Source organism: Actinacidiphila glaucinigra, assembly GCF_900188405.1.
Classification (GTDB): domain Bacteria; phylum Actinomycetota; class Actinomycetes; order Streptomycetales; family Streptomycetaceae; genus Actinacidiphila; species Actinacidiphila glaucinigra.
Genome location: NZ_FZOF01000009.1, coordinates 141,819 through 163,640, shown reverse-complemented (window position 1 = coordinate 163,640; position 21,822 = coordinate 141,819). Strand labels below are relative to the sequence as shown.

Sequence of the window (21,822 nt, the reverse complement as noted above, 5' to 3'; positions counted from 1 at the left end):
GGTAAGAGCGGGGGCCGTTGCCCGGGGAACGGGCAACGGCCCCCGTCGCATGTCCGTTTCTCCCGCTATGTTCTGTGCATGATGCGTGCGCCGAACCTGCGGATGGCCGCCCTCGCCACGGTCGTGGCGGTCGCCGCGATGCTGCCCCTGACCGGCGCCACCGCCGGGCCCGTCCTCCCCGCCGTGCCCATGGACCTGACGACGGCCATCACCGACGGCAAGCCGCTGTCAAGCGACTCCAGTGTCTTCGACAGCCTGCCGAAGCTGGCCGGATCCGAACGCCAGACCGCATCCTGCGGGCCCCAACTCACCTCACCGCAGGGCCTGGAGGCGCAGACCTGCACCATCGGCGAGGACGGCGACACCTGGGCGCGCACGTACTACAGCAACTCCACGGGCCGGCCCCTGGACGGCGTGCTGACCCTCATGCTGCCCGACGGCCGCACGGTGCAGGTGCGGTGCGCCATCACCGCGGACCGGGGAAGCGGGAACTGCGAGACGCCGCGTGAGCCGACGGTGGCGGGGGCGGCGGAGCCGTACATGGCGGTGGCGGAGATCGCCGAGCAGGATGGGGAACACCCGCTGCTGCGCAGCGGATCCGGGCACTGAGCCGGACAACCGACCCGGACATGGAAACGTCCGGTCGCTGGCGACGGGGGATGCACCAGCGACCGGACTGTTTAAACGGTAACAAGACTTCGCCCGTACGCAAATCCGGGGTACGGGTTCAGGCCCGGGTTCCGGGCCCGGCCGGCAGCGGCTGTGACCAGGATCACCCGGTGGGGACGATGGCCCGAACTGCCGCCGCCGGCAAGGGAGACCGGTCAGCTCAGGGTGATCTGCCGGTTGGTGAAACCGCTGCGCGCCCGCCGCTCCTCCGCCGTCAGCGGGGCCGTCCGCTCCAGCGCCTCGGCCAGCCGCTCGCCGAAGGCCGCCGCCGGCTTCTCGACCTCGTCCGCCGAGACGCCCGTCGGCAGGTCCCACACCGGGACGACCAGCCCGTGCGCCCGGAACGAGCCCACCAGCCGCGTGTCCTCGCCCAGCGACGAGGCACCGGCGGCGTGCAGCCGGGCCAGCGCGTCGAGCAACTGCTCCTCGGGGTGCGGCATGACCCAGCGCAGGTGGTTCTTCTCCGGGGTCTCGCACCAGTACGCCGCGTCGACCCCGGTCAGCCGCACGGTCGGGATCACGGCCGCGTTCGCCCGCTCCAGCGAGGCGGCGACCTCACCGGTGGCGGACTCCGCGTGCTCCAGCCAGAACTCGAAGCCGGTGTGCACCACGGGCTCGAACGCGGCGCCCAGGTCCAGCAGATCCTGCAGCCGGGGACCGTCGGGTGCCGGGCGCTCGCCGCCCACCGGGTTGCCCGGCTCGGCCTGCAGCGAGCGGAGCAGGGTGTCGGCCAGGTCCCGGCTGATGTCCCCGGAGGCGGTGTCGTTCTGCAGGCCCAGCAGCACCGCGCCGGTGTCGCGGCGCAGCCCCGGCCAGGCCATCGGCAGCACGGTCGCCAGCGTGACGGACGGCACGCCCTCGGGCAGCGGGTCCCTGAGCGTCAACTCGGCCGTGGCGGCGGGCACCAGCTCGCGCAGCGCCACCCAGTCGCACTCGCCCGGCAGGCCCTCGAAGGGACGCCGCACCAGCTCGGTCACCGCATGTGCCGCCTCACGGCCGTGGCACGCCTTGTAACGCCGCCCCGAACCGCACGGGCAGGGCTCCCGGGCACCGACCGCGGGGATCTCCCCGTCGGTGATCTGCGGACGGGCGGGGGCCTTCGTCTTCGTCGGGCGCTTCTTCGCCATGGCTCGATCTCTCCCGGTAACGGCGGTGTTCCGGCCGTGAGCCTAGCGCCACGCCGTCCGTCCTCATCGGAGGTCGCGCCCGTGCGGACCGGGCAACTGCCCGGCGGGGCCTACGGAAGGTCGTCGAAGGGGTCCGCGAAGTCGATCGGGATGTCGAGCTGGGGCACGAGGTCGTCGCGTCGCGCGTGCCGGCTGCGCACCGCGAGCATCGCCCACACCGTGACCTCGCCGGGGGCGTCGCGCACGCCCCAGCGCAGCGACAGGTTCCGTACGATGCCCAGCCCGCGGCCGCCGCGGGCGGTGAGCGAGGGACTGGCCGGGAGCGGGCGGGTCGGCCCGCCGCCGTCGGTGACCTCCACCGTCAGCAGGCCGTCCTCGTCGATCCGCCAGGATGCCCTGATGCCGCTGCCGCCCGGGGACGGCGCGTCCTCGCCCAGCGGCCGGGCGTGCCGGCAGGAGTTGCTGAGCAGTTCCGACAGGATGAGCACCGCGTCGTCGACGGCCGGCTCCGCGACCCCGTGCGCGCACAGTTCCTTGCGCAGCCTGCGCCGCGCCTCGGCCACGCCCGCCGGACCATGAGGCAAGGCCATGGTCGAGGACGTCGGCACCTCCTGGGCCACCACCAACGCCACCCCCGAGACCTCCTTCACCCCACGCCACGGGATGGATGCCCTCTCGTTCTCGGCCGGAAACCGGCCAACTGCGATCTCTTGGGGCACACACAACGATCGAACAGGTTCCGAACGCGCCGGTGCACACCGCCCGGGACGGGCGATCGCCCCTATTCCCTTCAGCAGCGCCCGAGTTGGGCCAGCACCTGGCGCGGGCGGTTGGTGATGACGGCGTCGACGCCCAGCCGTACGCAGAGTTCGACGTCCTCGGGTTCGTTCACCGTCCACACGTGCACTCGGTGCCCGGCCTCGTGCAGCCGCTCCACGTACCCCGGGTTGGCGCGCAGGATGCGGATGCCCGGACCGGCGATTGCCACCCCCGCCGGCAGCCGGCCGTCGCGGTGCCGGGGCAGTACGTACTGCATCAGGAAGACGGTCGGCAGTTCGCGCGAGGCCATCCGGATCCGGCGCAGGGAACGCGAGGAGAAGCTCATGACGCGGACCCGGGACGGCTCGCCCGGCTCGGGCCACAGCATCCCGAACCGGTCCAGCAGCTCCACCAGCCGCTCCTCGACCTGGCCCGCCCAGCGCGTGGGGTGCTTGGTCTCGATCGCCAGCTCCACCCGGCGGCCGGTGTCCGCGACCAGTTCCAGGAGCCTCTCCAGGGTCAGCACCCGGCTGAGCTCGTCCGGGTCGCCGTCGAAGCGGTCGGGGGCCTCGGCGTCCGCGTCGAGGAGGGAGCGCAGCTCAGCGGAGGGGCGCCGCCGCGTCCCGCCGGCGCGTCCGGTGCCCGGCTCCGCCTTCCAGCTGCCGAAGTCCAGGCTCCTGAGGTCGGCCAGCTCCAGCGCGGAGACCGCGCCCCGGCCGTTGGAGGTGCGGTTCACCCGGCGGTCGTGCACGCAGACCAGCGTGCCGTCGGCGGTGAGGCGTACGTCGCACTCCAGGGCGTCCGCGCCGTCCTCGATGGCCTTCCGGTAGGCGGCGAGCGTGTGCTCCGGGGCGTCCTCGGACGCTCCCCGGTGAGCCACGACCTGGATCGCGCGGAGATCGGTCACCGGGCTATCGTGCCATCCGCCGGACCGGGATCCGCCGCTGCTTACGGCGGCCTGACACCCGGTGGGAAAAGCTGTGTCCATCATGACGGTCGTCGTACGTACCGTAGCCGTAACCGTACGCACGGCATACAACGCATATCCGAGGAGAACAGCCGTGAGCACCGAGAACGAGGTCGGCCCGGTCCCGGCGGCGCTGCCGACGCAGCCGCCCGCTGACACTGTGTCCGCCGCTCCCGCTGCGCCTCCCGCGCCCCCGGCCTCCGAGCCCGCCGCCACGCCGCCCGCCGCGCCTGCCGCTCCCCCGGTCCAGGCGCAGGCGCCGTCCCCGGGCCCGGCCGCCCCCGCGGTGGCGGAGGCTCCCCCGGCCCCCGCGGCGCCGGAGCCCGTGGCGCCGGCGGTGTCCCGGGCGCCCGAGGCCGCTCCCCCGGCCGCCCCCGCGGCACCGCCCGCCGAGGTGCACACCGCGCCCCTGCCGCCGGTCGCGCCGCCGCCCACCCAGCCGTACGGCGGTCCTGCCGGTCCTGCCGGTCCTGCCGGTCCCACCGGTCCCACCGGGCCCTTCGGCGCCATGGGCCCCATGGGCCCGTCCGGTCCCGCGGGCCCGGTCTGGGGCGCGCCGGTGCCGGCCGCCCCGGCGCCCAAGAAGCGCGGCACCGGCGGCCTGGTCGCCGCCGTGCTGGTCGCCGCGCTCGTCGCGGGCGGCATCGGCGGCGGGGTCGGCTTCTGGGCCGCGGACCGCAACGACAACGCCTCGACCACCGTCTCCTCGGTCGGCAACCCCAAGGACCTCAGCCGCGCGGCCGACTCGGTCGCGGGCATCGCCAAGCAGGCCCTCCCCAGCGTCGTGACGATCGAGGCCACCGGCCGCCAGGAGAGCGGCACCGGTACCGGCTTCGTCTACGACAAGGAAGGCCACATCCTCACCAACAACCACGTCGTCGCCCCGGCCGCCGACGGCGGCAAGCTGACCGCCACGTTCTCCGACGGCAAGAAGTACGAGGCCGAGGTCGTCGGCCGCGCCCAGGGGTACGACGTCGCCGTCATCAAGCTCAAGGGGGTCACCCCCGACAAGCTCACCCCGCTCGCCCTCGGCGACTCCGACAAGGTGGCCGTCGGCGACTCCACCATCGCCATCGGCGCCCCCTTCGGGCTCTCGGGCACCGTCACCACCGGCATCGTCAGCGCCCTGCACCGTCCCATCGCCTCCAGCGACGGCGAGGGTTCCAACGCCTCCTACATGAGCGCCATACAGACCGACGCCTCGATCAACCCGGGCAACTCGGGCGGACCCCTCCTCAACTCCGAGGGCGCGGTCATCGGCATCAACTCCGCCATCCAGTCCACCGGCGGGAACGACGGCGCCGCCCAGTCCGGCAGCGTGGGCCTGGGCTTCGCCATCCCCATCGATCAGGCCCGCCGTGTCGCCGAGGGCCTGATCAAGACCGGCGAGCCCGTCTACGCGGTCATCGGCGTGCACGTGGACTCCAGCTACAACGGGGAGGGTGCCAAGATCGCCACCGGCGCCGACGCCGTCACCGCGGGCGGCCCCGCCGACCAGGCCGGCCTGCGCGCCGGAGACGTGATCACCAAGTTCGACGACACGGTGGTCGACTCCAGCCCCACCCTCATCGGCGAGATCTGGCAGCACCAGCCCGGCGAGAAGGTCGACCTCACGTACACCCGTGGCGGCCAGACCCGCACGGCCACCGTCACCCTCGGCGAACGCAAGGGCGACAGCGCCAGCTGAGCCGACCCGTTAGGCTGTCCCCCGCGCCGCCCGGCCCACCACACCGGACTCCGCGGCGCGGGGAGAGTTGCCCGAGCGGCCTAAGGGAACGGTCTTGAAAACCGTCGTGGCAGCGATGTCACCGTGGGTTCAAATCCCACACTCTCCGCACAGGCCGGCGAAGGCGCTGGACAGAAGGGGTGCCCCAAGACACGGGGGCGCCCCTTCTTCGTGCGTGGTGGCGCCGTACCTTCCCCGTGGTTTCCCGTCTGATCGGGCACGGAAGGGGCACGCACGGGTCGCTCGCGCAACCTGAGGCCGGTGCCGGCCCAGAACAATCATGAAGGCGGGGGAAGGCCATGGGGACCTACCGGCAGACCGTTGTGGACCTGGATGCCTCACCGGAAGAGGCGGTGGCGTGGGGCGACCGTGGTAGGGAGTGGCTTGAGGCGGAAGGGCTCATCCGTCCGGTGCCGTGGCAAGACGGTGTGGTGCAGTTGGCCGGGCCACGCTGGCGGGAGGCCGTCGACCTGGTCCCGCCGGACTGGCGGGCCCGGATAAAGGAGTTGGAGGAGGAGCCTTGCGGGGAGTTGCGGGTCGTGGCGGGTCGCACCGTCTTGCTTGCCGGTATGGGCAGAGTCCCTGACCCGATCTGTCCTCGCTGCCAGAGCGCGACCTCCACCTGGTCCGGTGAGGTCATCGACACCTGGTACACCACGGGCGCCGCTGACCTCGGCTGCCCGGCTTGCGCTCGCCGCGTCCCGCTTCCCGACTGGGACTGGACACGCGACTACTTCGCCTTCGCCTACCTCGGCTTCGAGTTCGACGACTGGCCGCCCCTTGATCCCCATTTCACCGCCGCCTTCGGAAAGGTGCTGGGGCACCGCATCCGGGTGCTCGCGGGAAAGTGGTGAGACCAGAGCAGAGGTCGGCGTACCGGCTTCGGGCGGGAGATGCCATGGGGCGAGAGTCGGGGCCCGTACGCTGACCGCGAATGGGGCCGGCTCCTCCCCTGCCCCATGGCGGTTGCGTGGTTGCCTGAAGCCGACCTGAGGCCGTGGAGCCGACCGCCCGAGCCACGCGCCGCCCGTTCTTCCCTTCGTGGCTCGCGCGGCGAGCGGAGCGAGCCCTTGACGAGGTGGAGAAAACCGTCGTGGCGGCGATGCCACCGCGGGTTCAAATCCCGCACTCTCCGCGCACGGGCTCGGCGAAGGCGCTGGACAGAAGGGGTGCCCTCAAGACACCGGGGCCTTCTTCGTGGTTCCGCGTCTGATCGGGCACGCCAGGGGCGCGTCGGTCGTCAGGCGCCAGCCGGCCTCGGTGGTCCGCCAGGCAGCGCGGCTCCCGGTCGGCGGCCTTATCGGTCGCCTACACGCTGGGGGAAGGTATGAAGAACCGTCAGCCATCGCAACGATGTCGCCGTGGGTTCACATCCGAGGCGCTGAACGGAAGGGGTGCCCCAAGACACGGGGGCGCCCCTTCTTCGTGCGCGACCGGCACTCTGCTCCCTCTCGCTCGCCCTCCCGGTTTTCACCGGCCGCGCCCGGAGCGCGGAACGCGGGCTCGCACCTGGTGATGTGCGATGTCGATGGGGTCTGTTCCCGATCTTCACACACGGCACTTGCCGAACATAGGCTCGCCCGGCTCGGTTCGTTCGTCGAGGAGACGGTGGCATTTTGGTCGGCATGCGCACGACGCGTTGGTGGGTTGCCCACTGGTCCGGGGCATTGCTCTCCCTGATCTGCATGGTGTCGGCCGTGTGGTGGCTGATCGCGATGGAGTACGACGCCCAGCTTCCCGCGTGGACCCGGGTGGGACGGATGGTGCAGAGGTCGCGCCCCGAACGCATCGCGCCCGTGCTCATCGTTTTGGGCGCTTTCGCTCTGCTGTACTTCGGACACGAGCTCCGCTCCGCCCTGCGTGACCGCCGCCGATCGCGGGTTCCGCACGTCGACGCCCGGTGACCGGCGGGTGTGAACCTCCGGCCGCTCGGGCGCGCGTGGAACGCGGTCATCGTCCGGACGGGGCGCGGCCCCGCGGGTGGAACCCCGGTGTCGGTGACCGGGGGGCGGGGGCGGGGCTGGGAGAATACGCTTAACGGTCAAACCGGTCATGGGATCTGCTCGCGTGCCGCGGGCGGGCACTGAGCCGGTGCCGGCCGCCGTCCCGAACGGCAAGGGCTGATCACCATGACGGGTGTCGCGCTCCTGGGTCTGCTGCTGGCCACGGCCGGTGGCCTGGCCTACGGCCGTCAGCGGTTCCCGGTCGCGTTCTGGCTGCTGTTCGGGCTGCCGCTGGCCTGGGGGCGGTTTCTGTCGACCTACGGTTCCACGATGGTGGCCTGCGGGCTGGCCGTACCGCCGTCGCGGGCGCGGGCGCTGGCGGGGTGGGCGGTGGGGCGCCGGGAGGCCCGGCCGGTGCCGCCGAGGATCCGCCGGTTGGGCGGCTCGCTGACCGGCCTGCGGGTGCGGCTGCGGCTGCCGGGCGGGCTGGAGCCGGCCGACGTGACCGCCGCGTCCAGCCGCCTGCGCCACGCGTGGGGCGTGCACGCGGTGCACGTGGTCGAGCTCGGGCCCGGGGTGGTCGAGTTGCGGATGACCGGCTACGACGTGCTCCGCGACGTACGGATGCCGCGTCGCCTGCCGTCCGGGCCGATGGTGGTGCCGGTGGCGCTGCGGGACGACGGGACCGCCTTTGTGCGCAACTACCGGGAGATCCCGCACGCCCTCACCCTCGGGGCGAACCAGTCGGGCAAGTCGGTCTACCAGCGCAACCTGATCATGAACCTGGCCAGGCTGCCGGTGGCCCTGGTGGGGATCGACTGCAAGGGCGGGGTGGAGCAGATCCCGTACGCGGCCCGGCTGTCGGCCCTGGCGACCGACCGGGAGCAGGCGGCGGAGCTGCTGGACGCGCTGGTGGGGGAGATGGAGCACCGCTTCGCGCTGCTCAAGGAGTGCCAGCGCACGGCGCTGGACAGCCCCGACGAGGAGGTGGCCTCCGACATCTGGGGGCTGCCCGCGTACGTGCGGCCGGTGCCCGTCGTGGTCCTGGTCGACGAGGTCGCCGAACTCTTCCTCAGCGCGACGAAGAAGGACGAGGAACGCCGGGACCGGATGGTGGCGAACCTGATCCGGCTGGCCCAGCGGGCCCGCGCGGTCGGCATCTACCTGGAGATCTGCGGGCAGCGCTTCGGGGTCGAGCTCGGCAAGGGCGCCGCCACCCTCCGGTCCCAGCTCTCCGGGCGCGTCGTGCACCGCGTCAACAAGCAGACCGCCGAGGTGGGTCTGGGCGACATCTCGTCCGAGGCGACGACCGCCGCGACCGCCATCGCGCGGGACCGGGTGGGCGTCGCGGTGGCGGGCGACGCCTCCGGCGGCTGGTCCCACATCCGTACCCCGCTGGTGTCGATCGCCGAGACCGCGGCCGTCTGCCGGGCCCACGCCCACCTGGTGCCCGACCTGCCGGCCCTGGACCGCCACCGTCCCTCCGCGCGGGGCGAGGAGGACGGACCGGCGGAGCCCGGGCCCTTCCCCCGGCCCCGCTCGGGCCCCGAGTGACGCCGGGCCCGGCGGCGCGTCGCGTGAACGGCTAGCCTCGCGGGGTCGTTCGCCGGTGCAAAGGAGGGGGATCGTCATGGCAGCAGCGGGATTTCCGCCGATCGAGCCGTACGCGTCGGGGCTGCTCGACGTCGGAGACGGGCAGCGCGTCCACTGGGAGACCAGTGGCAACCCGGAGGGCAAGCCGGTCCTGTGCGTGCACGGGGGCCCGGGCTCCGGGGGCAAGAGGGGCAGCAGGAAGACCTTCGATCCGGCGGTGTACCGGATCGTGCTCTTCGACCAGCGGGGGTCCGGGCAGAGCCTGCCGCACGCCTCGGACCCGGCGGTGTCGCTCGAGCACAACACCACCGAGCACCTGATCGCCGACATGGAGCGGCTGCGCGAACACCTGGGTGTCGAGCGGTGGATGCTGTACGGGGGCTCGTGGGGCTCGACGCTGATCCTGGCGTACGCGCAGCGGTACCCCGAGCGGGTGTCGGAGATCGTGATCGTCGGGGTCACCACGACCCGGCGGGAGGAGATCGACTGGCTCTACCGCGGCGTGGCCCGGCTGGTGCCGGGCCCGTGGGAGGCGTTCCGGGACGGGGTGCCGCCCGGGGAGCGGGACGGCGACCTCCCGGCCGCGTACGACCGGCTGCTCGGCAGCCCGGACCCCGCGGTGCGGGAACGCGCCGTACGCGACTGGATCACCTGGGAGAACGCGGTCATCGCCCACGAGACCAACGGCAAGCCGGGGGCCTACGGCGACCGGCCGGACGACGACCTGGTCGCCTTCGTACGGATCTGCGCACACTACTTCGCCAACGGCGCCTGGCTGGAGGAGGGGCAGTTGCTGCGGGACGCGCACCGGCTCGCCGGGATCCCGGGGGTGCTGATCCACGGGCGTCTTGACCTGGGCAGTCCGCTGACGACCGCGTGGGAGCTGGCGAAGGCGTGGCCCGGAGCGGAACTCCAGGTGATCGACGACTCCGGACACACGGGCAGCCCCGCCATGGGCGAGGCGGTCGTGGCGGCGGCGCGGCGCTTCGGCGCGCGCTGACCGTGCGCGGGAGGGCGCGGGAGGGCGCGGCCGTACCGCCCCTCCCGCACGGTCACTTGCCGCGGTCGCGGGGCGGGACGATGTCGAGGATCGCCATCATCCCCATGTCCTCGTGGTTGAGGATGTGGCAGTGCAGCACCGTCCGGCCGGTGAAGTCCGTGAAGGGGACGCGGATGACGACGTTGCCGCGGGCGGGCACGTTGACCGTGTCGAACCAGCGGTGATCCGGGTCGGTGGCCTTCCCGTCGGTGCTCATCAGCTGGAACTGGTTGGTGTGGACGTGGAAGGAGTGCTCCTCGTCGGAGTCGTTGCGGACGGTCCACTCCTCGACGGTGCCGAGGACCGAGGTGAAGTCCACCCGGTTCGGGGCGTACTTGCGGGCGTTGATGTAGAACTCGTCGCCCGCGTCGTTCTCGGTGAACACCACCGTCTTGCGGTCCGCGATCACGGCGTGCGCCAGGTCCTCGTTGGGCGCGAAGTCCGTCGGGATGCGTGCCGGGGCCATCGGGGTGCCGCCGGTCACGACGGTGGCCAGGTCGGTACGGGGGAACCGGTTGCCGGCCTTGCCGGTGTCGTAGGCGAGGGTCTCCAGGGTGGTGGTGCCTGGCCGGCCGCCGGCCTGCACCAGGACGTCGAAGCGCGCGCCGGCGGCGATGACCAGCGTGTCCGCCGCGTAGACCCGCCGGACCGGGTAGCCGTCCTGGGCGATCACATGGAAGCGGCCGCCCTTCAGGTGCAGGCGGTAGTAGATGTTGGCCCCGATGTTGGCCAGCCGCCACAGCTGGGTCTCGCCGGGCCGCAAGGAGATCACCGGGTTCTGCCGGCCGTTGACGGTGCGGTTGGTGCGCGTCCCGATCTTCAGCTTGTGGGTCCTGATCGAGTCGCCGTGGATCTGGAAGTCCTTGAGCGCGACGACGTGCTCGGTGATCCCGCGCAGGGACGGGGGCAGGTAGCGCCGCAGGCCGTCCACGACGATGACGCCCGACTCCCCGCCCGCGACCTGGGCGGCGGACATCATGTCGGCGTGCGAGTGGTACCAGTAGGTGCCGGGCGTGACGGTGCGCGGCAGCCGGTAGGTGTAGTGGTGGCTCCCGCCGTACTTGATGGCGACGAAGATGTCGTCGGCGGGGCTGCGCGGCGAGACGTGGAGCCCGTGCACATGGACGTTGGTGTCCTCGCGCACCCGGTTGGTCATGGTGAGGTCGATGCGGTCGCCGGGCCGGACGCGCAGCGTCGGCGGCATGTACATCCCGTTGTAGGTGAGGGCGTACAGCCGGTGGTCGCCGACCTGGACCTTGCGGCGCTCGACGACGATCGTGGCCTTGAGGACGCCGTCGCGGCTGACCAGTTCCGGGGGGTCCTGCAGCCGCGGGCCGGGTCCCGCCGGGGGTGCCTGCCGGTCCTGCGGGGCGGGTGGCGGCGTGGCGTGGGGGTGCCCGGACGGGGCGTGCCCCGCGCAGCCGGCGAGCCAGGCGGCGGCCAGGAGCAGCAGGGCGACCAGCCGGGCCAGCGGGGATCGGGTACGGGACCGGGTCACATCTCTCCCCAGGGAAGCGGTGCGGCCGGGCGGGGACGTCCGGGCGCGGGGCGCGACGGGCGACGGGGTCCGTCAGCCGGAGCGTAGGAAGCGGACGGCTGGCTTCCGGCGCGCCACGCACCACTGAGGGGCGGCATCCGCTCGAACGGCAGCACGGCAGCACGGCGGCATGGCAGCACCTCGGGCCGCGGCCGGTCCGGGGAGGGCGGGGCGTCGAGATTGGCCGAAAGCCGTGCTGTAACGATTCCGCGCCCGCGGGGGGCCGGGTTGCGGCGCCCGGGACGCGGGCGGGCGGGCCTGCCGGGGCGGTTGTGGAGGTTTGTCGACAGATCGTCACGCTTGCGAGCGAAAGGGATCAAGGTCCGGCTTGTCCGCCGTGGTGCTGGGCAACTCTGGTTGCGGCGACGTCGCAGAGCCGGCGGAGCGGTCGGCCGACCGCGCCGCGCACCTCGTATCCACTCCTCGGAGGGAAACACATGGCAAGCATCCGTACCGCCCGAGTCATGGCCGCCCTGGCCGCACTGCCGCTGGCGGCGGCGCTGTTCGCCGGCACGGCGGTGGCCGACAACGGCGCCGTGGCGGGTGGCACCTCCAACGCGACCGTGGTGAGCAACAGCGGCGGCAACGTGGGCCGCGACAACTTCGGGACGGTGACGACCACGCAGCAGGCGGCGACCGGGGCGGGGGCCTCCAATCAGAACAGCACGGCCAGCGTGGTCGGTTCGGCCTTCACCACCATCAACCAGCCGACGCTGAACATCCACTTCGGGCCCATGTGGTGAGCGGGCCGGCCCGTCGCCGGGGTGGCGGGCCGGGGGGCTGAAAGGGTCGACTGCGCGACGGCAGCCTCACTGCCGTCGCGCAGTCGTGTCCGGCGTTGTCCACAGCCTGTGGACAACCTCTTCCGGTCCGGACGTCTTGACAGTGGTGCCGCCCTCTCGCCAATCTGACGATCAGTCAGAAACAGGGGGCGGTGACGGCGGCCATGACGACCGAGGACGACCTGTACGAGCGGCTGGCGACGTACGAAGGGCGCCCCGCCGCCGTCGCGGGCGAGGGCGGGGACCCCGTCAACGCGCCCATGATCAGGCACTGGTGCGAGGCGCTGGGCCATCCCGTCCCGGCGGACGGCACGGCACCCGCCCCCATGCTGCAGGTGTGGACCATGCGCGGGCTCTCCACCCACCCGGGCACCGCCGGGGGCGGCTCCCGCGCCGGCGCCTACGACGAACTCCTCGCGCTGCTCGACGGGGCGGGCTGCACCGCGGTCGTCGCCACCGACTGCGAGCAGGAGTACCTGCGGCCGCTGCGACCCGGCGAGCGGATCACCTTCGACGCGGTGATCGAGTCCGTGTCGCCGCGCAAGACCACCCGGCTCGGCAGCGGTCACTTCGTCACCACGCGGATGGACGTCCGCGCGGACGGCGAACTCGCCGGCCGCCACCGCTTCCGCATCCTCAAGTACGCCCCCGCGCGGGCGCCGGGCGAGCGGCCGCGGCGGCCACGCCCGGTCGTCAACCGCGACAACGCCGGGTACTGGGAGGGCGTCGAACGGCACGAGTTGCTCATCCAACGCTGCTCCTCCTGCGGCACCCTGAGGCTGCCGTGGCTCCCCGGCTGCAACACATGCGGCTCCGACGCCTGGGACACGCTACCGGCCTGCGGGCGCGGCACCGTCTTCAGCCGTGTCGTCGTCCACCACCCGCCGTTCCCCGCCTTCGCCCCCCCGTACGCGGTCGCCCTGGTCGAACTCGCCGAAGGCGTCCGCCTCCTGGGCGGCGTCGTCGGCGTGCCGTACGACAAGGTGCGCATCGGCATGCCGGTGGCGCTCGAGTTCCGGCACGCCGACGGGGAGCCGGCCGTGCCCGTCTTCCGCGCGGAGGTGTGAGATGACCGGACCGGGGGTGCGGACGGGCGACGTCCTGCCGGAGTTGCGGATCCCCGTGACGCGGACGCTGGTCGTCGCCGGGGCGATCGCCACCCGCGACTTCCAGGACGTCCACCACGACCCCGACGCGGCGCGGGCCAAGGGCTCGCCGGACGTCTTCCTGAACATCCTCACCACGGGCGGGCTGGTCGGCCGCTACCTCGCGGGGCACTTCGGCCCCTCCGCGGTGCTCCGCTCGCTGCGGGTGCGGCTGGGGGCGCCGGCCCACCCGGGCGACGAGCTGGTGTTCACCGGGAACGTCACCGCCGTGCGCGGTACGGAGGCGACCGTGGAGGTCCTCGGCACGCTGCGGCAGGGGCGGCACGTCACCGGCACCGCGGTGGTGGAGGTGGGCGGCGGATGAGTGTACGACGGCGCGACGGCCTGGGCGGCCGGGCCGCGATCGCGGGGATCGGCGCCACGGAGTTCTCCAAGGACTCCGGGCGCAGCGAGCTGAAACTGGCCGTGGAGGCCGTGCGGGCGGCCATCGAGGACGCCGGGCTGACGCCGGCCGACGTCGACGGCATGGTCACCTTCACGATGGACACCAGCCCGGAGATCACCGTCGCCCAGGCGGCCGGCATCGGCGAACTCGGCTTCTTCTCCCGCGTCCACTACGGGGGCGGGGCGGCCTGCGCCACCGTGCAGCAGGCCGCGATGGCCGTCGCGACCGGCGTCGCGGACGTGGTCGTCTGCTACCGGGCCTTCAACGAGCGCTCGGGCCGCCGCTTCGGCTCCGGCGTCCAGCAGCGCGAACCCTCGGCGGAGGGCGCCGCGCTCGGCGTCAACCTGCCGTCCGGGCTGCTCACCCCCGCGTCCTGGGTCGCCATGTCGGCAGAGCGCTATCTCCATACATATGGTCTGGAACCAGAGGTTTTCGGCCATGTCGCCGTCGCCGGGCGCCGGCACGCCGCGACCAACCCGGCCGCCTGGTTCCACGGCCGGCCCATCACCCTGGCCGACCACGCCGCCTCGCGGTGGATCGTCGAACCGCTGCGCCTGCTCGACTGCTGCCAGGAGACCGACGGCGGCCAGGCCCTGGTCGTCACCTCCGCCGAACGCGCCCGCGACCTGCGGCACCCGCCGGCGGTGGTCCGGGCGGCGGCGCAGGGCGCGGGGCGCGGCCAGGAGCAGATGACGGGCTACTACCGGCCGGACCGTGATCTGTGCGGGCTGCCCGAGTCGGCGGTCGTGGCCCGCCAGCTGTGGCGCACCTCCGGTCTCGGGCCGAAGGACGTCGACACCGCCGTGCTCTACGACCACTTCACCCCTTTCGTCCTGATGCAGCTGGAGGAGTACGGGTTCTGCGGGCGGGGCGAGGCGGCCGCCTTCGCCGCCGACGGCGGACTGGAACTGGGCGGGAGGCTGCCCGTCAACACCCATGGCGGCCAGCTCGGCGAGGCGTACCTGCACGGTATGAACGGCATCGCGGAGGCGGTGCGGCAGTTGCGCGGCACCGGCGTCAACCAGGTCCCCGGCGCGGCCCACGTCCTCGTCACGGCCGGTACGGGGGTGCCGACCTCCGGACTGCTGCTCGGCGCGGCGGACTGAGCGGGCCCCGGGCCCCGGCGGCCCATCCGGGGCCGGGTGTTGCTGCGTACGGCTGACAGCGGGGCGTGGCTCCCCCGCCGGCGGGTAGCCGCCCGCGTTCACTCGACCCATGCGCGAACACAAGCCGATCATCCGACACGGGGCGATCGTGGCGATGGTGCTTGCCTGCCTCCTGGCCGGGCCCACCGCGGCCGAGGCCGTCGCACCGCGTCCCGCGGGGCCGGTCGCCAAGCCCGCCTCGGTGACGGCTTCCACGCCCGCCCAGGCCCGGACGTACCGGCAGGCCCGGGCGCCCGGCGACGGCGGTGACGACGGCCCGTTCGGCTTCGCCGACACCGGCCTCCTCGACGGCCTGGACCTCCCCTACGGCCTCGGCGGCGACGAGGGCGCCCCCTCCGGGGGCGGCCCGGCCCGGGTCTACCGCGGCTACGGCTTCGACACCTGCCGCACGCCTCCGCTGTCCACGATGCGCGCCTGGCTGCGCTCCAAGTACCGCGCCGTCGGCGTCTACTACGGCGGCCGCGCCCGCGCCTGCAGCACCCAGCGCCACCTCAACCGCAAGTGGGTGCGCTCGGTGCACCGGATGGGCTGGCGCATCCTGCCGATCTACGTGGGCTCGCAGTCGCCCTGCGTACGCGGCAAACACCTGCGCAACCACCGGATCAGCACCGACGACCCCTGGGGCCAGGGCGCGGGCGAGGGCTGGGACGCCGTGCGCAGGGCCGCCGCCCTCGGCTTCGAGCCGGGCAGCGCGCTCTATCTCGACATGGAGGCGTACAACGCCAAGCGGTCCCGCTGCGCCGACCAGACCCTCGACTTCATCCGGGCCTGGGACCGCGAGGTCGACGACGCCGGCTACCTGCCCGGCCTCTACAGCAGTTCGGAGTCGGGCATCCGGCACATCGAGCGGGCCCGCCGGGAGGGCTACGACGACCTGCCGCGCGCCGTCTGGTTCGCCCGCTGGCAGGGGAAACCGGCGGTGCGCAGCGAACCGGTGCTCGACCGGGACGCCTGGCATCCGCACGGTCGCATCCACCAGTACTCGGGCAGCGTGCGCGAGAAGCACGGCGGCCGGCGGCTGGCGATCGACCGCAACCGGCTGGACGGGCCGGTGGCCGTCGTCGGATGACGCGGCGGACGACGCGGCGGACGGCCTGGCGCGCGGCCGCGAGGGCGCCGTCCCTGCGGGGTGACCCGTAGGGGCGGCGGGCGCGGCCTCAGCCCTCCGGAGGTGGGGCGGGCCCCCGCCCTACGACTTCAGGGTGACCCCGCTTCGGCACCTGCGGCGGATCCCCCGCACGCGGACCGGCTCCTAGCGTGGAGCCATGACCACGCCCGTGTGCACAAGTGCCTCGCAGGCCCAGTTCACCCGCTACGTCCGGGCCAAGGGCCCGGCGCTGCTGCGGACCGCGCGCTCGCTCACCGCCAACCCCTGCGACGCCGAGGACCTGTTGCAGACCGCCCTGACCAAGACCTACCTGGCATGGGACCGGATAGACGACCACCGGGCGCTGGACGGCTACGTGCGCCGCACGCTGGTCAACACCCGCACCTCGCAGTGGCGCAGGCGCCGGGTCGAGGAGTACGCCACCGACGAGCTCCCCGAGCCGTGCGGCCACGCCGTCGCGGGCCCCGACGCGGCCGAGCAGCAGGCCCAGCGCGACGCCCTGCTGCGCGCGATCGCCCGGCTCCCCGCACGCCAGCGGGCGATGGTCGTCCTCAGGTACTACGAGGACATGAGCGAGGTGCAGACCGCCGAGGCGCTCGGGGTCTCGGTGGGCACGGTCAAGAGCGCGGTGTCGCGGGCCCTGGGCAAACTCCGGGAGGACCCCGAATTGCGCCTGGGGTAGTGACATACCGATCGGTATGCCAGCAGAATCTCAGCACCCACCTACCCACGCGTAGCCGCTTCAACGAGGAGGCGACCGGTGCTGAGCACAATGCAGGACGTTCCCCTGCTGGTGTCCCGGATCCTGACCCACGGCTCGACGGTGCACGGCCGGTCGCAGGTCACGACCTGGACCGGCGAAGGCGAGCCGCAGCGCCGCTCGTTCGCCGAGATCGGTGCCCGCGCCGCCCGGCTGGCGCACGCGCTCCGCGACGAGCTCGGCGTCGAACCGGACGACCGCGTCGCGACCCTGATGTGGAACAACGCCGAACACGTGGAGGCGTACTTCGCGATCCCCTCGATGGGCGCGGTCCTCCACACGCTCAACCTCCGGCTCCCCGCCGAGCAGCTGGTCTTCATCGCCAACCACGCGGCCGACCGCGTGATCCTGGTCAACGGCACGCTCATCCCGCTGCTGGCGCCGCTGCTGCCGGCGATGGAGTCCGTCGAGCACATCGTGGTCGTCGGCCCCGGCGACACCTCGCCGCTGGAGGGCTGCCGGCCCGCCCTGCACTCCTACGAGTCCCTCATCGAGGGCCGCCCGGACCGCTACGACTGGCCCGAGCTGGACGAGCGTTCCACGGCCGCCATGTGCTACACCTCCGGCACCACCGGCGACCCCAAGGGCGTGCTGTTCTCGCACCGTTCGATCTACCTGCACTCCCTGCAGGTCAACATGGCCGAGTCGATGGGCCTGACCGACAGCGACACCACGCTGGTCGTCGTGCCCCAGTTCCACGTCAACGCCTGGGGCCTGCCGCACGCCACCTTCATGACCGGCATCAACATGCTGATGCCGGACCGCTTCCTGCAGCCCGGCCCGCTCGCCGAGATGATCGAGGCCGAGCGCCCCACGCACGCCGCCGCCGTCCCCACCATCTGGCAGGGCCTGCTCGCCGAACTCTCCGCCAACCCGCGCGACATCGGCAGCATGGGCCACGTCACCATCGGCGGCTCCGCCTGCCCGCCCTCCCTGATGGAGGCGTACGACAAGCTCGGCGTCCGGCTCCTGCACGCCTGGGGCATGACCGAGACCTCCCCGCTGGGCACCATGGCCCACCCGCCGGCCGGCCTCACCGAGGAGGAGCAGTGGCCGTACCGGATCACCCAGGGCCGCTTCCCCGCCTCCGTGGAGGCCCGGCTGGTCGGCCCGTCCGGCGAGGTGCTGCCCTGGGACGGCGAGTCCGCGGGTGAACTGGAGGTCCGCGGACCGTGGATCGCCGCGGCCTACTACGGCGGCGCCGACGCCGAGGCGCTGCGCCCCGAGGACAAGTTCAGCCCCGACGGCTGGCTGCGCACCGGGGACGTCGGCACCATCACCCACGACGGCTACCTGACGCTGACCGACCGCGCCAAGGACGTCATCAAGTCGGGCGGCGAGTGGATCTCCTCCGTCGAGCTGGAGAACGCCATCATGGCCCACCCGGCCGTCGCCGAGGCCGCGGTGGTGGCCGTACCCGACGAGCGCTGGGGCGAACGGCCGCTCGCCACGGTCGTCCTCAAGGACGGCAGCACGGTCGGCTACGAGGAGCTGCGGACCTTCCTCGGCGCGAGCGTCGCCCGCTGGCAGCTGCCCGAGCGCTGGGCCGTCATCCCGGCGGTGCCGAAGACCTCGGTCGGCAAGTTCGACAAGAAGGTGATCCGCCGCCAGTACGCGGCGGGAGAGCTGGACGTCACCAAGCTCGTCTGACGACGCGCCACGCGTACGCCGGGCCCCGGGGGATGCGCCCCCGGGGCCCGGCGCACGTCGAGCGGTGGGCCCTCAGGAGCCGATCTTGCCGAGCATGTCGACGATGCGTCCCTGGACGTCCGTGCTGGTCGAGCGCTCCGCGAGGAAGAGCACCGTCTCGCCGGACGCCAGCCGCGGCAGTTCCGCCGGGTCGATGTCGCCCGCGGTGTAGACGACCATCGGCGTGCGCTCCAGCCGGCCGTTCGTGCGCAGCCAGTCGACGATCCCCTGCCGCCTGCGGCGGATGAGCATCAGGTCCATCACCACGAGGTTCGGGTGCACCTGCGCGGCCAGCGTCATCGCGTCCGCCTCCGACTGGGCGTGCGCGACGTGCATCCCGCGCCGCTCCAGCGTCGCGGTGAAGGCCTGCGCGATCGCCGTGTGGGCCTCGATCAGCAGCACCCGCGGCGGGTGCTGCTCGCTGTCCCGCGGCGCCAGCGCCTTGAGGAGCACGGCGGGGTCGGCCCCGTACGCGGCCTCGCGGGTCGCCTGGCCGAGGCCGGCCGTGACGAGCACCGGCACCTCGGCCTGCGCCGCCGCCTGACGCAGCGACTGCAGGGCGGTCCGGGTGATCGGCCCGGTGAGCGGGTCCACGAACAGCGCGGCGGGCGGCTCGGCGACCTGCGCGTCGACCTCCTCGCGCGAGCGGACGACGACCGGACGGTAGCCGCGGTCGGTCAGCGCCTGGCGGGTGGCGACGTCCGGCTCGGGCCAGACCAGCAGACGGCGCGGCTCGTCCAGGACGGCGCCGGGCTCGTGGGAGTTCTCCTCCGTGACGTCGACGGCGCCGTTGGGACCGTCGAGCGGCTCGGGGCCCTCGGTGGCCTCCGTGGGAGCGCCTATGGCGTACGCCCGGCCGGGGGTCTCGGTGCCGTTGACGGCCGCGGGCGCGGCGGGCTGCGCGGGCCCGGGTTCCACGGGGGTGGCCAGCTTGCGGCGCCGCCCGGAGCCGTTCGAGGGCTGGACGATCTGCTCGTTGATCTGCTGGGCGAAGGCGACGCCCTGCCCGAGGGTCCGCACGCTGATCGCCCGGCCCTGCGTACCGCCGTCGTTCTGCGGGGCCTGCGCCTCGGGCTGCGGTTGCGGCGGCACGGGCGGCAGCGCTTGGGGCGGGACCATGGGCTGCGGCTGCGGCGGCGCAATCGGCTGGGGCTGCGGCCCGGGCTGCGGCACGTGCTGTGCCACGGGCTGCGGTTCCGGGCTGCGCTGCGTCTGCTCGGGGATCATCGGCGGCTCGATGGCCAGTGGTTCCGGCTGCGGAGCCGGGGCCGGCGGGGGGAGCCGCCGCGGGTCGACGATCGCCGACGGGCGCGGGGTGCTCTCCACGATGCCGCGCGGACGGCGGGCCGAACCCTGGGCCTCCGGCCACTCGGTCGCCGGGGTGGCGGGCACGGAAGGGGCCGGGGCGGAGGGGGCGGCCGGCAGCGCGGGGAGTTCGGGCGCGGCCGGGGCCTCCGCGACGGTGGCCCGGCGCGCACGGCGTCCGTTGCCCGGCGCGCTCTGCTCGGGCGCGGGTGCCGCCGGCAGCGCGGGAACCAGCCCCGCCTGCGGCTCCTGCGGCCCGCCGCGGCGGGCCCTGCGGCCGGTCGGCTGCTCCTCCGGGTCGGCGGGGGCCGGGGGGAGGGCGGGCTGCGCCTGGGGCTGCGGCTCCTCGGGTCGGCGCAGGGCGCGGCGCCGTCCGGTGGGGGTCGGTGCGTCGGTGGTCGGCACGGCGGGCAGCGCGAGCGCGGCCCCGGGGACCGGCGCGGGAGCCGCCGTCGGCGCGGCCTGCTGCGGCGGCTGCGGGGCCGGGACGGCCACCGGCGCCGGCGACGGGGAGGGCGCCTGCGGCAGGGCGGCGCGTCCGGTACCGCGCACCGGCTCGGCCGGCACCGGCATGACGGTCGTCTCCGACTCGCGCCGGGGCTCCTTGACCGCCGTCTTCGCCCCGCCCTTGCCGACCGGCACCTCCATTACGTACGCGCTGCCCTGGCCGGGCACCTCGTGCGTCTGGAGCACGCCGCCGTGCTTCTCGACGATGCCGCGCGCGACCGGCACGTGCACCGGGTTGTCGCCCGCGTGCGGTCCGCGCACCTCGATGCGGACGGAGTCGCCGCGCTGCGCCGCCGCCACCACGATCGTGGAGTCGACGCCGCCGACCACGACCGGCATGTTGCCCGCCGCGTCGACGCCCGCCACGTCCGCGATCAGGTGGGACAGCGCCTGGGACATCCGCTCGGCGTCCACCGTCGCCTCGATCGGCGGGGCGTGCACCGCGTACTGGGCCCGCCCGGGACCGATCAGCTCGACCGCGGCCTCGACACCGGACGCCACGACCTTGTCCATCGAGGTCGTCTCGCGCTGCAGCTTCTCCTCGCCGCGGTCGAGCCGCTGGAAGGACAGCACGCTGTCGATGAGCGTGGTGATCCGCGCGTAGCCCGCGGTCAGGTGGTGCAGGATCTGGTTGGCCTCCGGCCACAGCTGCCCGGCCGGGTCGTTGGCCAGCCCGGCGAGCTCGGCCCGCAGTTCGTCCAGCGGCCCGCGCAGGGCGTCGCCGAGCAGCGACTGCAGTTGCGCGTTGCGGGCGGCGAGCGCGTCGAAGCGCGTGCGGTCGGTGAAGGTCATCACCGCGCCGACCAGCTGCTCGCCCTCCCGCACCGGCGCCGTGATCAGGTCGACCGGCACCGAGCGCCCGTCCTTGCGCCACAGCACCTGGCCGCGGACCCGGTGCTTCAGCCCGGAGCGCAGCGTCTCGGAGAGCGGCGTCTCCTCGGCCGGGAGCGGGCTCCCGTCCGGACGGGAGTGGTGCACCAGCGGGTGCAGCTCCTGCCCGCCGAGGTCGGTGGCCCGGAAACCCAGGATCTGCGCGGCCGAGGGGTTGACCAGGACGATCTTGCCGTCGGTGTCGACGCCGATCACGCCCTCGCTGGCGGCGCGCAGGATCATCTCGGTCTGACGCTGCTGGCGGGCGAGTTCGGTCTCGGTGTCCAGCGTTCCGGTGAGGTCCCGGACGACCAGCATCAGCAGCTCGTCGCCGGTGTAGCTGTAGGTCTCGGCGAAGGGTGTGCGGGCGTCGTCGAGGTTCGCGCTCGTGACCTCCACCGGAATTTCACTGCCGTCGGTCCGCCGGGCGATCATCCGGGTCGGCTTCGTGCGGCCCACGTCGTCGTCGGGGCGGCGCATCGAACCGGGGATGCGACGCGCGTCGAACGCCGGCAGGAGATCGAGCAGCCCGCGGCCCACGAGGGCGGTGCCCGGCGACTCGAAGGTCTCCAGGGCGATGGAATTCGCGTTGACGACGGTCCCGTTGGCGTTCACCAGCAGCAGGGCGTCGGGGAGCGCGTCGAGTATTGCCGCGAGGCGAGCAGCGCCTCGGGATGGCCTGCTGCTCACGAGACGCGTCCTCCCTGAAAACCGCACTTGCCGC

Annotated in this window: 18 protein-coding genes and 1 tRNA gene; 14 read left to right on the top strand and 5 right to left on the bottom strand. The window is 73.6% G+C overall.

Going from position 1 to position 21,822, the window contains the following annotated elements; all coding sequences use genetic code 11:
* Nucleotides 1–78 precede the first annotated feature (78 nt).
* Nucleotides 79–609: a hypothetical protein gene (locus CHF15_RS20965; protein ID WP_245938941.1), complete on the top strand. Its 531-nt coding sequence runs from the start codon at nt 79–81 to the stop codon at nt 607–609.
* A gap of 215 nt (nt 610–824) precedes the next feature.
* Here CHF15_RS20965 and CHF15_RS20960 read toward each other — a convergent pair whose 3' ends face one another.
* From CHF15_RS20960 to CHF15_RS20950, 3 genes are all read right to left on the bottom strand, one after another.
* On the bottom strand, nt 825–1,796 hold the full coding sequence (locus CHF15_RS20960; RefSeq protein WP_089225367.1) for a DUF5926 family protein: 972 nt from the start codon (nt 1,794–1,796) through the stop codon (nt 825–827).
* A gap of 110 nt (nt 1,797–1,906) precedes the next feature.
* A complete protein-coding gene (locus tag CHF15_RS20955) occupies nt 1,907–2,428 on the bottom strand; it encodes an ATP-binding protein (protein WP_089225366.1) in 522 nt (173 codons plus the stop codon).
* A 158-nt stretch (nt 2,429–2,586) separates the two neighbouring features.
* Nucleotides 2,587–3,462: a glycerophosphodiester phosphodiesterase gene (locus CHF15_RS20950; RefSeq protein ID WP_089225365.1), complete on the bottom strand. Its 876-nt coding sequence runs from the start codon at nt 3,460–3,462 to the stop codon at nt 2,587–2,589.
* Between the two features lie 154 nt (nt 3,463–3,616).
* Here CHF15_RS20950 and CHF15_RS20945 point away from each other — a divergent pair, with 154 nt between their 5' ends.
* The 6 genes from CHF15_RS20945 (at nt 3,617) to pip (ending at nt 9,784) form a co-directional block, all read left to right on the top strand.
* Complete coding sequence (locus CHF15_RS20945) at nt 3,617–5,209, top strand: S1C family serine protease (RefSeq protein ID WP_089225364.1); 1,593 nt, start codon at nt 3,617–3,619, stop codon at nt 5,207–5,209.
* A gap of 61 nt (nt 5,210–5,270) precedes the next feature.
* Nucleotides 5,271–5,357: transfer RNA gene (locus CHF15_RS20940), tRNA-Ser, on the top strand.
* Between the two features lie 460 nt (nt 5,358–5,817).
* Nucleotides 5,818–6,102, top strand: a complete 285-nt coding sequence (locus tag CHF15_RS44430; RefSeq protein ID WP_143681601.1) for a hypothetical protein — start codon at nt 5,818–5,820, stop codon at nt 6,100–6,102.
* 771 nt (nt 6,103–6,873) lie between these two features.
* Complete coding sequence (locus CHF15_RS20930; protein WP_143681600.1) at nt 6,874–7,152, top strand: hypothetical protein; 279 nt, start codon at nt 6,874–6,876, stop codon at nt 7,150–7,152.
* Nucleotides 7,153–7,377: 225 nt separating this feature from the next.
* Complete coding sequence (locus tag CHF15_RS20925) at nt 7,378–8,745, top strand: FtsK/SpoIIIE domain-containing protein (RefSeq protein WP_089225361.1); 1,368 nt, start codon at nt 7,378–7,380, stop codon at nt 8,743–8,745.
* A gap of 76 nt (nt 8,746–8,821) precedes the next feature.
* Nucleotides 8,822–9,784, top strand: coding sequence for a prolyl aminopeptidase (gene pip, locus CHF15_RS20920; protein ID WP_089225360.1), 963 nt, complete (start codon nt 8,822–8,824; stop codon nt 9,782–9,784).
* 52 nt (nt 9,785–9,836) lie between these two features.
* On the opposite strand, the gene CHF15_RS20915 is transcribed toward pip, so the two are convergent.
* Entirely contained in the window at nt 9,837–11,321 is a 1,485-nt protein-coding gene (locus CHF15_RS20915) for a multicopper oxidase family protein (RefSeq protein ID WP_089225359.1), read from the bottom strand.
* Between the two features lie 476 nt (nt 11,322–11,797).
* Between CHF15_RS20915 and CHF15_RS20910 the strand changes: the two genes are divergently transcribed.
* The 7 genes from CHF15_RS20910 to CHF15_RS20880 all read left to right on the top strand — a co-directional run bounded on the left by CHF15_RS20910 (nt 11,798) and on the right by CHF15_RS20880 (nt 18,377).
* The gene (locus CHF15_RS20910; RefSeq protein WP_089225358.1) at nt 11,798–12,103 is read left to right on the top strand and encodes a hypothetical protein; all 306 of its coding nucleotides are present in this window, start codon (nt 11,798–11,800) and stop codon (nt 12,101–12,103) included.
* Between the two features lie 203 nt (nt 12,104–12,306).
* A complete protein-coding gene (locus CHF15_RS20905) occupies nt 12,307–13,209 on the top strand; it encodes a Zn-ribbon domain-containing OB-fold protein (protein ID WP_089225357.1) in 903 nt (300 codons plus the stop codon).
* 16 nt (nt 13,210–13,225) lie between these two features.
* Nucleotides 13,226–13,612 (top strand): MaoC/PaaZ C-terminal domain-containing protein, encoded by a 387-nt coding sequence (locus CHF15_RS20900; RefSeq protein ID WP_089225458.1) that lies wholly within the window; start codon nt 13,226–13,228, stop codon nt 13,610–13,612.
* Nucleotides 13,609–14,799 carry a lipid-transfer protein gene (locus CHF15_RS20895; protein ID WP_089225356.1) on the top strand — a complete coding sequence of 397 codons (1,191 nt, stop codon included), beginning with the start codon at nt 13,609–13,611 and terminating at the stop codon, nt 14,797–14,799. The genes CHF15_RS20900 and CHF15_RS20895 overlap by 4 nt, the downstream gene beginning before the upstream one ends.
* A gap of 109 nt (nt 14,800–14,908) precedes the next feature.
* Entirely contained in the window at nt 14,909–15,928 is a 1,020-nt protein-coding gene (locus tag CHF15_RS20890; protein ID WP_245938939.1) for a DUF1906 domain-containing protein, read from the top strand.
* A 196-nt stretch (nt 15,929–16,124) separates the two neighbouring features.
* Entirely contained in the window at nt 16,125–16,649 is a 525-nt protein-coding gene (locus CHF15_RS20885; RefSeq protein ID WP_089225355.1) for a SigE family RNA polymerase sigma factor, read from the top strand.
* A gap of 78 nt (nt 16,650–16,727) precedes the next feature.
* Entirely contained in the window at nt 16,728–18,377 is a 1,650-nt protein-coding gene (locus CHF15_RS20880; protein ID WP_089225354.1) for a long-chain fatty acid--CoA ligase, read from the top strand.
* Between the two features lie 72 nt (nt 18,378–18,449).
* On the opposite strand, the gene CHF15_RS20875 is transcribed toward CHF15_RS20880, so the two are convergent.
* Nucleotides 18,450–21,788 (bottom strand): hybrid sensor histidine kinase/response regulator, encoded by a 3,339-nt coding sequence (locus tag CHF15_RS20875; protein WP_179279890.1) that lies wholly within the window; start codon nt 21,786–21,788, stop codon nt 18,450–18,452.
* Between the last annotated feature and the right edge of the window lie 34 nt (nt 21,789–21,822).

Bases quoted from the DNA above. Each gene is read 5' to 3' on its own strand.
- CHF15_RS20965 (WP_245938941.1), top strand. From the start codon at position 79: ATGATGCGTGCGCCGAACCTGCGGATGGCCGCCCTCGCCACGGTCGTG.
- CHF15_RS20960 (WP_089225367.1), bottom strand. From the start codon at position 1,796: ATGGCGAAGAAGCGCCCGACGAAGACGAAGGCCCCCGCCCGTCCGCAG.
- CHF15_RS44430 (WP_143681601.1), top strand. From the start codon at position 5,818: ATGGGCAGAGTCCCTGACCCGATCTGTCCTCGCTGCCAGAGCGCGACC.
- CHF15_RS20930 (WP_143681600.1), top strand. From the start codon at position 6,874: ATGCGCACGACGCGTTGGTGGGTTGCCCACTGGTCCGGGGCATTGCTC.
- CHF15_RS20925 (WP_089225361.1), top strand. From the start codon at position 7,378: ATGACGGGTGTCGCGCTCCTGGGTCTGCTGCTGGCCACGGCCGGTGGC.
- pip (WP_089225360.1), top strand. From the start codon at position 8,822: ATGGCAGCAGCGGGATTTCCGCCGATCGAGCCGTACGCGTCGGGGCTG.
- CHF15_RS20910 (WP_089225358.1), top strand. From the start codon at position 11,798: ATGGCAAGCATCCGTACCGCCCGAGTCATGGCCGCCCTGGCCGCACTG.
- CHF15_RS20905 (WP_089225357.1), top strand. From the start codon at position 12,307: ATGACGACCGAGGACGACCTGTACGAGCGGCTGGCGACGTACGAAGGG.
- CHF15_RS20895 (WP_089225356.1), top strand. From the start codon at position 13,609: ATGAGTGTACGACGGCGCGACGGCCTGGGCGGCCGGGCCGCGATCGCG.
- CHF15_RS20890 (WP_245938939.1), top strand. From the start codon at position 14,909: ATGCGCGAACACAAGCCGATCATCCGACACGGGGCGATCGTGGCGATG.
- CHF15_RS20885 (WP_089225355.1), top strand. From the start codon at position 16,125: ATGACCACGCCCGTGTGCACAAGTGCCTCGCAGGCCCAGTTCACCCGC.